Source organism: Mycobacterium sp. MFM001, from assembly GCF_003402475.1.
Classification (GTDB): Bacteria; Actinomycetota; Actinomycetes; order Mycobacteriales; family Mycobacteriaceae; genus Mycobacterium.
The window spans coordinates 91,948-106,421 of the sequence record NZ_BFAB01000014.1 but is presented as its reverse complement, the minus strand read 5'-3'; the positions used below and the strand labels follow the sequence as shown (position 1 = coordinate 106,421).

At 63.4% G+C, this 14,474-nt stretch carries 14 protein-coding genes; 3 read left to right on the top strand and 11 right to left on the bottom strand.

Annotated features, from left to right (window positions below; genetic code table 11):
* Positions 1–26 precede the first annotated feature (26 nt).
* Positions 27–428, bottom strand: a complete 402-nt coding sequence (locus MFM001_RS20690; protein WP_238159312.1) for a hypothetical protein — start codon at positions 426–428, stop codon at positions 27–29.
* Positions 429–660: 232 nt separating this feature from the next.
* On the opposite strand from MFM001_RS20690, the gene MFM001_RS20685 reads away from it, so the two are divergent.
* The 3 genes from MFM001_RS20685 to MFM001_RS20675 all read left to right on the top strand — a co-directional run bounded on the left by MFM001_RS20685 (position 661) and on the right by MFM001_RS20675 (position 2,695).
* Entirely contained in the window at positions 661–1,425 is a 765-nt protein-coding gene (locus MFM001_RS20685) for a hypothetical protein (RefSeq protein ID WP_116377146.1), read from the top strand.
* Complete coding sequence (locus tag MFM001_RS20680) at positions 1,422–2,036, top strand: hypothetical protein (protein ID WP_116377133.1); 615 nt, start codon at positions 1,422–1,424, stop codon at positions 2,034–2,036. The genes MFM001_RS20685 and MFM001_RS20680 overlap by 4 nt, the downstream gene beginning before the upstream one ends.
* 131 nt (positions 2,037–2,167) lie before the next feature.
* Positions 2,168–2,695, top strand: a complete 528-nt coding sequence (locus MFM001_RS20675) for a hypothetical protein (RefSeq protein WP_116377132.1) — start codon at positions 2,168–2,170, stop codon at positions 2,693–2,695.
* 20 nt (positions 2,696–2,715) lie between these two features.
* Here MFM001_RS20675 and MFM001_RS20670 read toward each other — a convergent pair whose 3' ends face one another.
* Genes MFM001_RS20670 through MFM001_RS20625 form a run of 10 tightly spaced genes read right to left on the bottom strand, consistent with a single transcriptional unit; the run spans position 2,716 to position 14,469 of the window.
* Positions 2,716–4,437 (bottom strand): MCE family protein, encoded by a 1,722-nt coding sequence (locus tag MFM001_RS20670; protein WP_116377131.1) that lies wholly within the window; start codon positions 4,435–4,437, stop codon positions 2,716–2,718.
* Entirely contained in the window at positions 4,438–5,712 is a 1,275-nt protein-coding gene (locus MFM001_RS20665; RefSeq protein WP_116377130.1) for an MCE family protein, read from the bottom strand.
* Positions 5,709–7,130, bottom strand: a complete 1,422-nt coding sequence (locus MFM001_RS20660; protein ID WP_116377129.1) for an MCE family protein — start codon at positions 7,128–7,130, stop codon at positions 5,709–5,711. Before MFM001_RS20660 ends, MFM001_RS20665 begins: the two co-directional genes overlap by 4 nt.
* On the bottom strand, positions 7,127–8,245 hold the full coding sequence (locus tag MFM001_RS20655; protein ID WP_116377128.1) for an MCE family protein: 1,119 nt from the start codon (positions 8,243–8,245) through the stop codon (positions 7,127–7,129). Before MFM001_RS20655 ends, MFM001_RS20660 begins: the two co-directional genes overlap by 4 nt.
* Entirely contained in the window at positions 8,238–9,272 is a 1,035-nt protein-coding gene (locus tag MFM001_RS20650; RefSeq protein WP_116377127.1) for an MCE family protein, read from the bottom strand. Before MFM001_RS20650 ends, MFM001_RS20655 begins: the two co-directional genes overlap by 8 nt.
* On the bottom strand, positions 9,269–10,456 hold the full coding sequence (locus MFM001_RS20645; protein ID WP_116377126.1) for an MCE family protein: 1,188 nt from the start codon (positions 10,454–10,456) through the stop codon (positions 9,269–9,271). Before MFM001_RS20645 ends, MFM001_RS20650 begins: the two co-directional genes overlap by 4 nt.
* Positions 10,457–10,468: 12 nt before the next feature.
* Entirely contained in the window at positions 10,469–11,332 is an 864-nt protein-coding gene (locus MFM001_RS20640) for an ABC transporter permease (protein WP_116377125.1), read from the bottom strand.
* Positions 11,329–12,141, bottom strand: coding sequence for an ABC transporter permease (locus tag MFM001_RS20635; RefSeq protein ID WP_116377124.1), 813 nt, complete (start codon positions 12,139–12,141; stop codon positions 11,329–11,331). The genes MFM001_RS20640 and MFM001_RS20635 overlap by 4 nt, the downstream gene beginning before the upstream one ends.
* Entirely contained in the window at positions 12,131–13,300 is a 1,170-nt protein-coding gene (locus tag MFM001_RS20630; protein WP_116377123.1) for a thiolase family protein, read from the bottom strand. Before MFM001_RS20630 ends, MFM001_RS20635 begins: the two co-directional genes overlap by 11 nt.
* A complete protein-coding gene (locus MFM001_RS20625) occupies positions 13,297–14,469 on the bottom strand; it encodes an OB-fold domain-containing protein (RefSeq protein WP_116377122.1) in 1,173 nt (390 codons plus the stop codon). Before MFM001_RS20625 ends, MFM001_RS20630 begins: the two co-directional genes overlap by 4 nt.
* Positions 14,470–14,474 lie beyond the last annotated feature (5 nt).

Sequence of the window (14,474 nt, the reverse complement as noted above, 5' to 3'; positions counted from 1 at the left end):
CTGACACTGAGACGACGGTAACGGCGCTACGTATCGGCGCGCACCCAGGTCGTATGACCGTCATGGCCTATACAGACCAGAAACAGACCGTCGGGCGCCTGCGCAACGTAGTTCTGGTACCGGGTGCAGTCGGCACCCTCCTCCTTGACTCCCGCCATCGGGGGCGACCGGAACCATCGGGGTTCGTATCGCCTCGGCGAGCCGCAAAACATCAGCCGCCCGGGCTGTGAAGTGACGGGAACTGTGTAGTCTGCGGTTCCGAAGACGTAATAGGTGGTGTTGTCGCACGGCGCACCCAGGACGACATGCGGCATGATGCCAGGGGTGCAGTCGGGGTAGTCGCAGACAGTTGGCCCGGCCGCCGCAGGCGGTGCCGCCAGCCCACCTATGCACAGCAACGCCGCAGCCACTGCCACGATGAATCGCACCCGATTACTCTGCCACAGTCGGAAAGAAAGTTCTTCTCTTCGGAGAAGACCGCCAGAACCGAGTAGCTCCCGGGCGTCGAATCTTGTGCAAACCGGTGCCCGCTTCGTTCGCGAACAATCGACGATTTGCCCACGTCGAGCGATATGGCTCTCACTGTTCGATCGCGGCGATGAACGCCTGGAAGCAAGTGATAATGTGGTTCTCCGTGCAGGAGCCGACCAGGAGGTCATCATGCCGCCGCGGCAGCGTCCACCGGAAGGGCTCGACGACGATCCGCGCGATGCTCCGGGCAACGAGTCCGATCCCGACGCAATTTCGGTAGCCGAAGCCGACGCGCAAGCCGCCCAGGCGGAAGCGCGCGCTAAGGAGGCCCGGGCACGCGCGACACGGCTGCGCCAAGCAGCCGATACCGCAACCAGCGACGAGAGGGACCTCGGCGAAACTGCCGGCGACGGCGACGCCGAGGAAACTGTCGCAAAACCAGCCAGTGCGCGGCTACGGTGGCTGCGCCGGCCGGGACGGAAAGCGGTAGTTGTTGGCGTCGGGGTTCTGCTCGCCTCCGCCTCGCTCGGCGCGAGCGGCTACATGGTGTGGCAGCACCGCGTCATCATGCACAAACGGCAGCTCGCCCCGGAGTTCGCTGCGGCGGCCCGGCAAGGGGTCATAACGTTCATGTCGATTGACCCCCACCATGCGAAGGAGGACGTCCAGCGCATCATTAATGCGTCCACCGGCGAGTTCAAGGCACAAATCGAGGCGCGATCAGCCTTCATGGTTCAACAAGCCGAGGAATCGAAGGTCGTCAGCAAGGCGACGGTGGAAGCCGTCGGTGTCGAGTCTGTGAACGACAATTCGGGAGTCGCACTTGTCGCGGCGAAATCTGATGTCACCAATGCTGATAACACAAAACGGCCTCCGATGTTGTGGCGGCTCAGCGTCAAGCTCGAGCGAGACGGTGGTCAACTCAAGATGTCCGGAGTTGACTTCCTGCAATGACTGTCGAGCAGAAGTCGTCGCCAGACACCATGGAGAATCCGTCTGTCAGCGATGCGGAGGACGGGTCTGCCGACAGATCCGCGCGCGCCAGCGGACTGGCCGTGATCACGCGCCTGGCCCTCCGCTGTCTGGCGGGCTGGCGTTCAATACTTGCGGCAGCCTTGGTCACTGCCGCCATCGGCGTTGCTGCCGGTTTGTTCTTTTTTCAGTACCGTCCGGATCAGCGGATCGGCGACACGGCGGCACGTCAGGCAGTCCAGGCGGCTTCGGACGGTGCCGTGGCGGTGGTGTCGTACTCATACGAGAATCTGGACCGCGATTTCGCGAAGGCGAAGTCGCACTTAACCGGTGAATTTCTGGCCTACTACAACAAGTTCAGCGAGCAATACCTCGCACCGACGGCGCGGGAGGGGAAACTCACGGCGACCGCCAAAGTGGTGCGAGCCGCCGTGTCGGAGTTGCATCCGGATTCGGCCGTCATATTGGTGTTCCTTAACCAGGACACGGCAAGTAAGGAAAAGCCACAACCGTTGACGACAGCCAGCAGTGTCCTGGTAACGCTGACAAAGGTCAACCGATCTTGGCTCATAGCAAAGTTAGACCCACTGTGATGGCTCCTGCGGCCGGTGCCGCGAATCGGCACCCCAACGACGGAGCCGGTGCTACTCTCATCGCTCAACGACGCCGTTGCCGGCGCCGAGAAACCCGTGTAAACGGTTCGAACTGCGTCAAGGAGGACGCAATGCGTTCAGCGGCAACGATTGCTACCGCGATAGTGTTGGCAGCCAACGCATTCGGCGCCTTAGGCCCCACCGCGTCCGCTGGGGCGACAACGAAGGAAGATGTCGCTCTCAACGGGACTTATCAAGTCACATCCAACGGCAATTTGGCCAAGATCAATCGCCAGTACAATCAAGAGGCGGTGGTCACCACAACGTGGACGATCAGCTCCACGTGCGCCACCTTCAATGAATGCAGCGGCACGGTGAAAAGCGCTCAGGGGTGGACCGAACCACTAAGTTTGCGTGACGGCCTCCAGTGGTATGTCACACACAACGTGCCCGACTGGGAAAGGTGCGAGGACGGTACCGCATTCACGGGGCGCCAGGAATTCTATTTCTATCCCGTGGACCCCAACGGCAGCGGTGCAGTGCAGATCGGGTCACCGACGCTGACTGGCAAGGATAAGACGATCGGTCCAAGCGGCGCCTGCGGACAGAACCAATGGCTTACCGTCGAAATGCCATTGCGGCTGGACAAGATCGGGTGATCGGGCGTCCGTAACCGGCTTCAGGTGGGCAGCATGTCCTGCCACTTCTTGGCCTCAGCCGGCTTCACCAAATCTGACTGCTGGTATACGTGGCCGTCACCACCGACATATCGACCGGTTCGCGGATCGTAACGGGCGGTCGCGACCCGCGGTATGGGCTTACGCACCTCAGGCGCGAACGAACTGGGAGCCGCCTGCGGACCCCCACCTTCGGCTTTGTCGGGTGGTGTGGGCATCGCGGGTGGTGAGGGCGGCGTCGGGCGTTGCGGAACCTCGCCCGGCGCAGGAACATCCAGCGGCGCTATCGCCGGAAAATCAGCCGCCTGTGTCGACATGTTGGCCGATGAAGGCACCGGTGGCGCGGCGTATCCCGGCCCCGGAGGTCCGTAGGTTCCTCGCGGCCCCGGCGGTGTACCGCGCGGGACCGCCCCGGGCGGCAGCGGTGTTCCCTCGACGGGTCCGAAGATCCTGTCGTTGACGGTAACCCGATCGTCAGGCGGGATCCCCTGCGAAAGCAGGTTCGGGTCCAGCGGGGACGGGCCGAGCGTATGCTGGCGCATCGCCAGCGGCATGTAGGGCTGATCGCTCTTGCAGATTTCCACTGTCGGGGCGCGCTTTCCGGGCTTGTCCATGCACGGGTAGTTGCGGGCGCCGCGCACCGAGAGTGGGGAATCCTGCGGCAGTTTGCAATACAGGCCGTCCGGAGTGTCGATGTCGCTTTCGTCGTCCGGCGATCGCCACTGGCTTTGTGGCATGAAGCCGACCGTGCAGATAGGCGGATCGTCGACGGTGAGCGCGAAGTCGCCATGGGCCAAACCGTTCGGCCAGTTCGTGCCGTTGGCCGTTTGCTCAACGGCAACCAGCGGCGGCAGCAACACCAGCAACTGCTCCAGTCCGGGGTGGTAGGTGACACCGATCTGGCCGATCGTGGTGAGGTTGGCCAGCAGAATCGGGAGCGTCGGTTTGACCTGCTCGAGCAGGGCAGTGGCTTGTTTTGCTGCTCCGGGTCCCTCTTGCAACACGGTGCGAACCTTCGAATCATCGGCAACCAACACATCCGAGATGCCGGCGAGGCTGCGCGCCCACGTTCTGATCGAGTCGGTCGTCTGGGCCTGCGCCTCCAGGAACGGTCCGCTGTCCTCGATCAGGGCGCGGGTGCGGTCGACGACGGCGTTGGCGTCGCCGGCGATCCGCGCGGACGAGTCCGAAAGTGACGCGAGATCGTAACCGGAGCCATTGAACGCCTGAAACGACTCGTCGAGTAATTGACCGAGTTTGTTCTTAGGGATGCTGTTGACCAGCGCACTGACTTGATCGAGCATAGGCCCCACTGCTTGCGGAATCGTGGTGTCGCGCATGGCAATTACTGAGCCGTCGCGCAGATACGGGGGTGAGTCGGTTCGTGGCCGCAAATCCACATATTGCTCGCCGACCGCGGAAACGCTGCGCACCTCGGCCTTCAGGTCTGCCGGGATCTTGGGCGAGGTACCAAGGGACAGCGTCGCTTTCGCGCCGTTAGGCGTCAGGTTTACCGCCGTCACCTTGCCGACTTGCACGCCGCGGTAAGTCACATTGGAAAACCGATAGAGGCCACCGGTGGCAGGTAGCTCCAACGTGACCGTCATCCGCCCAATGCCCAGCAGAGTCGGCGCTTGGATGTAGAAGAGAACCATCGCGACCACACCGATGATCCCGACGATGGCGAAGATCGCCAGCTGGATTCGGACGAAGCGCGACAGCATCTATCCGCCGCCTTCCATGGGCGGGATTCCCGGCTGCACAGCAGCGGGCCCCGGCGCGGGAGCAGGTGACGGCATATCCGCCGGCGGCACCGGTGGCGGATTGGCCGGTGGCGGTGGGCCCGGCAACGACGCAGCGTTAGGCGGTGGCGCCGGGCCGGGCGGTGCAGCACTCACGCCGGCGTGCAGGGGATCGAGTGTGTAATTCAAGTAAGGCGGGTCACCCGGTGCCGGTGGTTCGATGGCCTTCAGCTGCCCCCAGTGGGTTCCCAAGAACGGTCCTTGCTTGAGGCGCGGAATCGTAAGGTCGAGTTCTGCAAAAACATTGAAGTAGTCGCCGCGAACCGCACGATCGACAAAATTCTGAGTGAACGGAAAGACCGCCGACCCCGCGATCGCCGCATCGAGATCGGGCCCGACGTCGGCGAGCGCTCGGAGCGTCGGCTCCAGGTTTTTCAGGTTCTTGACCAGGTCGGCCTGGCTGTCATTGACAAGCTTGGTAGCGGTATCGCTGAAGACCCGAAGTTTGTCCAGCGCTTCCGTCAGGCGCGGCCGCTCATTGATCAGCACCTCCAACGCCGGGGGGACCTTGCGCAGCGCCTCGGTGAGGACGTCGTGCTGTGCGGCGAAGGTGCTGGCAAGCTGGTTCAGCGCCTGGATGGACGACACGATGTTGTCGCGCTGTTGGTCGAGCGTGCCCACGAACTTGTCCAGGCGGGTGAGCAGATCCCGCACGGCGCCCGCCCGACCGGACAGGGCGGCGCTGAAATTGTGGACGATTTCACCGAACTGCCCCAGCCCGCCGCCGTTGACGACCACCGATAGCGACGAAAGGGTTTGCTCTGTCGATGGATACGTCGACGCCCGGTTCAGCGGGATGGTGGCGCCCGGTTGCAGTCGCCCGACCCCCGGCTGACCGAGCGGCGGATTGAGCTCCAAGTGCATCGACCCGAGCAAGCTCGTCTGACCTACGCTGGCTACCGCGTTGGCGGGGATGACGACATCGCGCTTTACCGAGATCTCGACGTCGGCGTGCCATCCCTTCACTGTCATCGGACCGACGCTGCCGACAATGACATCGTCGATCATCACCGGCGAATTCGACTCCAGCGTAGCGACATTAGCGATCTCAACGTGATAAGTGTCGGCACCCGCCCCGCGTCCGACCGCGCCTGGCAGTGGTAGTGAATTCAGTCCGTGAAATGCGCATCCGGTCGCGGTCAGCACCACGCAGCAGCCAGTGGCGACCACTCGCCGAACGGCGACCCGGGCCGTCATGGCTGCGGCCCTTCAGCGGGCAATGGCCCCGGCAGAGGCGGTGGCGGTGGCGGTGGCGGTGGCGATTCCATCGGTACCGATGGCGCGGGCGGCAACGGCATCGCGGCACCCGGTATCCGCGCCGGCGGCACCGCCCCCGGGGGTCCCACCGGGTCACCCGGCAAGCCGGTGTACGCGGACACCGCCGGCGGGATCTCGGGCGCTCCGGGCTTCGGACCTTCCCCACCGGGCGCCAGGCGCGGCTCTGCGTAAATGATGTTTTCCGGGTTCGCCGACGGCATCAGGAATGGGTTGACCGGGAACGGCAGGTTGTTGTAGTTGAGCACCCGCAATCCGGGGCCGAGGAACAGGGCGCACAACTTGCCCGACTCGACCGAAGTGACATTCTCGACGCTTGCCATCTGCGAGCAGCCGGGAATCGGCAACGGAACAATCGCACCCGACTGGGTAGAATTCGCGAAATTCACGATTCCGAATCCACCGTTGATGGTTCCGGTGTCCGGGTTGTAGTCGTTCATGAAGTTAGCGATCGCCGTCGGCGCGCCGTGCAGAATGTTCTCCAGCGCCATGTGCTGGTCGACGAGCGGCTGGGTGGCGTCCGCCAATCGCGCAATCTGCTCACTGGTCTGGTCGCGGGTTTCCGCAATGAACCGCTGCACCTCGCCGACCGCCGTGGACAGATTTGTCAGCGCGGCGTCCAGGTCGGATTTGCTGTCGTTGACCACGCTGGTGAGGGTGGCCAGCCGGTTGTTGAACTGGACGACCTGGACGTTGCTGTCACGCAGCGCGGTGACGAAAGTCTGCAGATTCTTGATGATATCGACGATGTTGCCGCTACCGTCGGCCAGGATTCGGCCCACCCCCGACAGTTGGGCCAACGTCTGACGCAATTTGTCGCCGTTACCCTCCAGCGCGTTGGCGGCACTGTCAATGAACCGGCCTACCGACGTGCCCGACACGCCACTTCTTGGCCCCAGATCGGTTGCCAGCCGCATCAATTGGGTCTTGACCTCATCCCACTCGACAGGCACCGCGGTGCGTTCGACCGGTATCGAAGCGCCGTCGCGCATGACCGGGCCGCTGTCCCGGTAGGTGGGCGTGAGCTGGACGTAGCGGGCAGCGACCAGATTCTGCGCGACGATCACCGCTTTCGCGTCTGCTGGAATGGGCACGCTGCGGTCCACGTGCAAGATCATCTTGGCCCGCGTCCCCTCGGGCTGGATGGACTTGATCGTGCCGACCTTCACACCGGAGACGCGCACCTCGTCACCCGGATAGATCGCGGTAGTGGTAGTGAAGTAGGCCGTGATGGTCTTGGGGCGGAAGAACGTGTTGCGGACAAGCACAGCCCCACCGACAACGACGAGTCCCGCCAAGGCGATTGCGAGCCAGACCGTCAGCCTGTTGCGCGGGATCATTGTGTCCCTCCGATTCGGCCGCCCAACGTACAACCAGGGCACTCCGGAATCCCGTTGTACGGGAAGGGGATCAGCGACCGCGGTACGGGCGACGGGAAACCCGGACCGCGAGCCGTATCGAAGGTGCGGAACCCCCACAAATAATCGAGGAACGGCCCGAAGATCTGCGGAATAGAGAGGTTCGGCACGAACGCCGAGTAGGAATACATGCTGGAAACGGCCTCGCCAAGCGTGATTTCAAATTTCGCGAGGCCCGGCAGCGCTTTGGCGATGTTGTCGCGGTTCTTCTCCAGCATCGCAGTCACCGAATTCAGCTTCTGCAGCGTCGGCGCCAATTTGCTCTCGTTGTCGTGTACCAATCCCGACAACTGCTGGGCCACCACCGACGTATTGGCCAGCAATTCGACGATCTCTTGCCGCCGCGCGACCAGCACTTGGAGCAGGTCGTCGGAATTCAAGATCAGCTTGTTTATTTGCTGGCTGCGTTCGGACAGGATCCCGGTGACGTCGCTGGCGCTCTTGAGCAGTTGGCCAAGTGATTGATTGCGGCCGTTGAGGGTTCGCGACAGCCGGGTCAGCCCGTCAAAGGTCGGACCCAGTTGCGGCGCGATCTGGTCTAGCGTCGCGGACAACGTGTCGAGCGACTGGTTCAGCGATTGGGTGCTGGTCTCCGAGGTGTTGGTGGTGAGGTCGCTGACTGCTTCGGTCAACGAGTACGGCGATGACGTGCGCGAGGTTGGGATCACATCCATCGGATGCATCATGCCGCTGCCCGCCGACTCCAACGTCAACATGCGCGCGCCCAGCAACGTACCGGTCTTGATGTGCGCGGTGGTCTCCGACCCGAGCGGGATGTTGCCCTTGAGCGTGAACGTCACCAGTGCATCGCCGTGACGCAGGGCGACATTTGACACCGAGCCGACCTTGATGCCGGACACCGTCACATCGTTGCCCACGGCAAGGCCGCCGGCTTCAGAAAACAACGCCTGGTACCTGACGGCCGTCGCCATCGACACCAGCCGGTCAGGCGACAAGCCAACCAGGATGACAAGCACAATCAAGACTGCGCCGATGAATCCGGCCTTGATCAGCCCAACTCCGCGGTACTTAAGCATGGGGTTCCGCGCACCTTCCCGCTTCTGACCTAAACAATGGGGCTACTACGGTCTTGCCGTTCAGATCGGTGCCCCGGATCGTCAAATAGCAGACGTAGTACGGAATCGTGGCACCCATGGTGCCCAGTCGCACCAGTTTGCGGTAGTTCTTCGGCATCAGCTGGATTGTGGCGTCGATTCGGTCTTTGTCCTGGTCGAGCAGTGGCGCCACCCGACTCAGCTGTTCCACCGTGCCGGCCAACGGACGCCGTGCGTTGGACAGCAGATCCGCGAGCGACGCGGTTCCATTGCTCAACGACTCGATCGCTCTACCGATGGTGTCGCGATCGCCCGATAATCCGGTGACCAGTCTCTCGAGGCGATCGACTGCGCCGGAAAATTTGTCGCCGTCCTTTGCGAGGGTGGCCACCACGGTGTTGAGACTGTCGATGAGTTGCTGGACCGTTTGGTCGTTGTCGGCCAGGGCATTCGAGAACGATGTGGTCTTCGAGAACAGCGACTCCAGATCTCCGCCTTCACCCTGAAAGATCTGGATGAGCGATGCGGTCAGCGCGTTCACGTCTTGTGGATTAAAACCCTGGATAACGGGTTTCAGCCCGCCAAGCAGCAGATCGAGATCAAGCGCCGGTGCGGTCCGGCCGACGGGAATCTGTCCCCCGGCCGGCAGCCGCTTGGTCGACCCCGGGCCGTCGACGAGTTCCAGATAGCGATCGCCGACCAGGTTGAGGTAGCGAACGGCAGCCTTGGTGCCCTCGGTGAGAACGATGTTGCGGTCGGCGTTGAATTTCACCAGGACCTTTTTGTCCGGGAGCAGCGAGACGCCGCCAACCGTTCCCACCCGAATGCCGGCCACTCGCACCGAATCTCCGGTCTTCAGGCGCGATGCGTCGGCGAACACCGCCGAATATCCGGTCGTCGAACCGGTTCGGTATTGGCCGAAGATGAAGAACAGGAACGCGGTCAGCATCGCCATCACGACCCCGAAGACCCCGAACTTGACCGCCGTCGCGCGCATGGAGCCTCTCATCCGGGCTGCCCGATCTGGGCGGAGTTGCGCGGCGGCCCCTCAATCGGCCCGTACAGCAACTGCTTGAGTCCGTCAAAATTGAGCAGCAGCTGCTGGTTCCCGTACTTAAACGGGTTGGCGCCGGTGTCGGCGACCACATACTTCGCATAGGTGTTGAAGGGCACCTTCGGCAGATACATACACTGCGGGCCGCCCGTCGCCGCAACCTTGGGCAAGTCGGTCGGATAACGATAACGTTCAGAGCCCCACAGAATAGTGGCCGAAATGTAGATGCCCGGTTCCGTTAGCGGCGGAGAATGTGACAATACGGCGAGGCCGCCGAGACCGCAGTTGAGGGCCTCGTTGTACTGATTAGTGAGATCGGTGGTTGGCACCAGCAGATGTAGCACATTTGTCAGCGGCTGGCGGTTGGTGCCGAGGACATCATTGCCGGCGTCCGCCAAACCGATGGCGCTGAGCAATAACTCGTCCAGATTGCGTTGCTCATCGACGATTGACTTGCTGATCGTTGCCGCATTGTCGACGGTCTTGACGAGGTCCGGCGCCGCGTCGGCATAGGCGCTGGCAACTGCGGGAAAAATTGCGGTGTCTCGGCTCAATGCGGATAGGCTTGGATCCAGCTTCGCCAGAAACGAATCCAGATCGCTGAGCGCCTGACCGATCTTTTCGCCCCGTCCGCTGAATGCCTTCGCCAAGGCCCCCAGGGTTTCGTTGAGCTTGGCGGGATCAATCCTGTCCAATACCGACGTGAGTCGTTGGAAGACCGTGTTGATTTCGACCGTGACGTGTTGGCTGTCGAGCACCTGACCGGCGTGGAGCGACTGCGGCGAAGGCTCCGCCGGCGGCACCAGGTCGACGAACTTGGCGCCGAACACCGTTGGCGACGTGATGTCGACGAGCACGTTGGCCGGAATCAAGTGCATATTCGAGGGATACATCGCCAGGTGAAGAACCGCTTGGCCGTTCGGCCGCGACTCAATCGAGGCAACTCGACCCACTTGCACCCCGCGCATTTTCACCTTGGCGTCCGGGTTCATCACCAGGCCCGCCCGTGACGAGATCACAGTCACCGGCACGCTTTCGGTGAAACCGCCCTGGAACAAGCCCACGGCGACGGCGACGATAGCAGCGATTACGGCCACGGTCGCCAGACCCGTCAGTGCGCGTATCCCAGTGTGTTGCATCGAATCCTTTCCTTATCCCGAGAGGTTGAAATTTCCGTTGGAGCCGTAGATGGAAAGCGAAACCAGCAGCGTTACCGATATCACGACGATGAGCGAAGTACGGACCGCATTGCCCGTTGCGACCCCAACGCCCTCGGGCCCGCCCGAGGCGAAATAGCCGAAGTAGGTGTGTACCAATAGGACTGTGACCGCCATCAGGATGGCCTGCAAGAACGACCACAACAAGTCGATCGGATTCAGGAATGTATCGAAGTAGTGGTTGTAGAGGCCAGCTGATTGGCCGAACAGCACGACTGTGGTGAATTGGCTTGCAAGGAAAGACAGAATCACGGCAATGCTGTACAGGGGGGTGATCGCCATCAGACCCGCGATGATCCTGGTGCTGACCAAGTACTCAATGGGGCGGATCGCCATGGATTCCAGTGCATCGATCTCTTCGCTGATCCGCATGGCACCCAGCTGTGCGGTAACACCGGCACCGAAGGTGGCTGCCAAACCGATCCCGGCAACCACCGGCGCAGCGATGCGGACATTGATGAATGCCGCCAGGAACCCGGTCAGCGCTTCGATACCGATATTACCCAGCGAGCTATAGCCTTGAACCGCGAGCGTGCCGCCCGCGGCCAGCGTCAGGAATCCGACGATCACGACGGTCCCTCCGATCATCGCCAAAGTCCCTGCGCCCATGCTGATTTCGGCGATCAGGCGAATGACCTCGCGCCGATAGTGGACGACCGCGTGGGGCATGCCAGCGATCGCACGGCCGTAGAACAACGTGTGATCACCCAATGCGGCCAAAGTGCCGACCGGCCTACGCCATTGGCCCAGGACACGAAACGTCCGGGGGTAGGTGGCTCGCAGCGTTCGTACAGTCATGATTTGCTCGAGAATCGGATGCCGATCGCGGTGACCACCACGTTGATGACAAAGAGCGACATGAATGCGTACACCACGGTCTCGTTGACGGCGTTGCCCACCGCCTTGGCGCCCCCGCCGGAGACTGTCAGGCCCCGATAGCAGGCCACCAAGCCGGCAATCACCCCGAACAAAGCTGCTTTGATGCAAGAGATGATCACCTCGGGCACCCCGGTCAACAACGTGATGCCGGCGGCGAACGCGCCCGGATTGACGTCCTGGACAAACACAGAGAAGATGTAGCCCCCCAATATTCCGATGATCACGACGAGGCTGTTGAGCAGCAGGGCCACTAATCCCGACGCGAGCATGCGTGGCGTCACCAGGCGCTGCACCGGGTTGATCCCGAGCACCTCCATCGCGTCGATCTCCTCACGGATGGTTCGCGACCCGAGATCGGCGCACATTGCCGTCGCCCCAGCGCCGGCCACGATCAACACGGTCACCAGCGGACCGACCTGAGTGACCGCCCCGAACGCGGCACCCGCGCCGGACAGATCGGCAGCACCTAGTTCGCGCAGCAGGATGTTGAGAATGAAGCTGACCAGCACCGTAAACGGTATGGCCACCAGCAGCGTCGGCGCTAATGAGACCCGCGCGACGAACCACGACTGCTCCAAAAACTCGCGCCATTGGAACGGTCGGCGGAACACGAATTTCACCGCGTCGGCAGACATCGCGAAAAGCCCGCCGACAGCCTGCATTGCGCCGGAAAGGCCGCCCGGCAGGCTGATCCCTGTAGACCAGCGCTCCGCCCCTTTACTCGCCATCGGCGCCCGGTCCTTCCAGGATTGTGACGGCAGAAACCGCCGTCGGACCACCGATGTTGTGCGCCAAGCCAATTCGTGCACCGTCGACCTGGTTGACCGCCTCGCCGCGCAACTGGGCGAACAGCTCAACGCATTGGGCCACCCCAGTTGCCCCGGGCGGGTGGCCCTTCGACTTCAGGCCGCCGCTGGGGTTCACCGGCAACGCGCCACCGACACTGGTCACTTCTTCCTCGACGAGTTTGTGCGCGCCGAATCGTTCGGCGAATCCTAGGTCTTCGTAACTGATCAGCTCGATCCCGGTGAAGTAGTCGTGGACTTCGGCGACGTGCACATCCGACGGCGTCAGACCGGCCATCGCGAACGCGCGTTTGGCGGCGCGAACACTGGCCGGAAATGTCGTCATATCCGGCTTGTGTTGGTGCATCACCGAATCCAACCCGAGCCCGACACCCCGGATCCACACCGGACGGTCGGTGAACCGGTCGACCACATCCTCCGCAGCGAGCACCAGCGCGGCGGCGCCGTCGCTCTGCGGCGCACAGTCGTAGAGACCGAACGGGCTGACCACGGTCGGCGCATTCAACGCCTGCTCGAGGGTGATCTCGAAACGCAAGCGCGCCTTGGGATTGTTGACTCCGTGCCGGTGATTCTTGACCGCGACCATCGCCATGTGTTCTTTGGTGGCGGCCGACTCGTGCAGGTAACGCGCGACGTGCAGGGCGAATCCGGCGGGCGCGACCAAGCCCAGCGGATAGTCCCACGCCATGTCGCGAGCCATCGCCTCCCACTCCCACAGCAGGTCTTTCGACGCGGTTTCGCGGAGCTTATCGGCGCCCATGACCAGTGCGACGTCGAATGCGCCAGATGCGACCCCGAAGAGCGCGTTGCGCACGGCGTCGTTGCCGGTGGCGCAGGAGTTCTCCACCCGGGTGACCGGGAGGTCGGGCAGCCCGAGGGTGTCGGCCAGGATGCCCGACGGGAAGCCGTCGGTGGTTCCCATAGCGCCGAACCAGGCGGCTTGCAGATCGCGCTTGGCCAGCCCCTTGTCAACGCTTGCCGCGCAGTCGGCGAACGCCATCGGCAGCAGGTCTTTGATGCCCAGCGCGAAGTGCTCGGCGAAAGGCGTCATGCCGGCGCCGACGATGGCCACTCGCCTCACGCCGCCTCCTCGGGTTCGAAGGCGTAACCGTAGTCGGGAACACCCGACCGCACGGCGATTCTGCGCAAAACGAGACGCCCCTTCTCGCCGATCCGGACGCTGTCGGGCTCGGCGCCGGTCACTTTCACCAGTGCCCGCACGCTGCAGTCGTCGAGCTCGACGATCACCAGCGCATACGGCGTCCGCAAGCCCGGCACCGGCATGTGCACCGAGACCGCGGTGTAGACGGTCCCGGTACGCGGCAGCGGCACCAGCTCGTAGTCGGTGGCGAGCGCGCCGTCGTCACCGACGCGGTAGCGCGGCGGGAAGTCCAGGTCGTCGCTGTCGGCGTATTTGCCTGCCTCCCAACGGACTTTGGCCTCGAATGCCCGCTCGTAAGCGGCCAGCGAGATCGCCAGATCGGTGCCGGCGATGAACGTGGTCTCCGGCATCTGGCGCGCCGGCGGCTGATGCCGGTAGATCCGCGCCGCCCCGCCGACCACGGTGATCCCGGACAGGCTGGCCTGCTCGACGGCCACCAGCCGCCCGGTGGTTTCCGAGGCCGCCATGTCGGCGAGCGCGAACAGCCCTGAGCTTGCTCCGATGGTGGGTAGCCGGGGCTGCTGTCCGGTGGACAGTTCGAGTGCCTGCTCGTGTTCCACACCGGCCACGGCCAACGGAGTGTCGACCCAGGCCGCCTCCAGTGAGGCCACCACGCCGCGTTGCTGCAGCAGCCGCGGATCGCCGTAATCGTGCACCACCCCAACGGCGTTGCGGGTACGCACCGGCAGGCTGCGCGCGATACGGGCAGCGGTTCGGACATGCAGACCGTGCTCGGCGGTCAATACCGCTGCCGCGCCGGCCGGATCGAGGTCCATGCCGATGATCAGCGTGCGCGGGCGCGCCGAGCTCAACGCGTCCAGCGTCGCCGGCGCCCCGCCGAGCCGTTCGTCGACCTCCAGTTCGGGATCCAGGCCCAGCCCGGCCAGCAGCACCGCCGCGTTGCTGCTCTCGGTCAGCGGCAGACATCGGCTCACCACGACAACCCGCTCCACCGCGCCGCCGCCGCTCAACGCCGCGCGGCCCGCTTCGACGGCCAACGTGATGGCGTCCTCGTCGTCGCCGGCCACCCGCCGATGGGGCGCGCCCCAACACGGCAGGTAAGTGCCAATAGCAGCGACGTGCGGCATCGAGT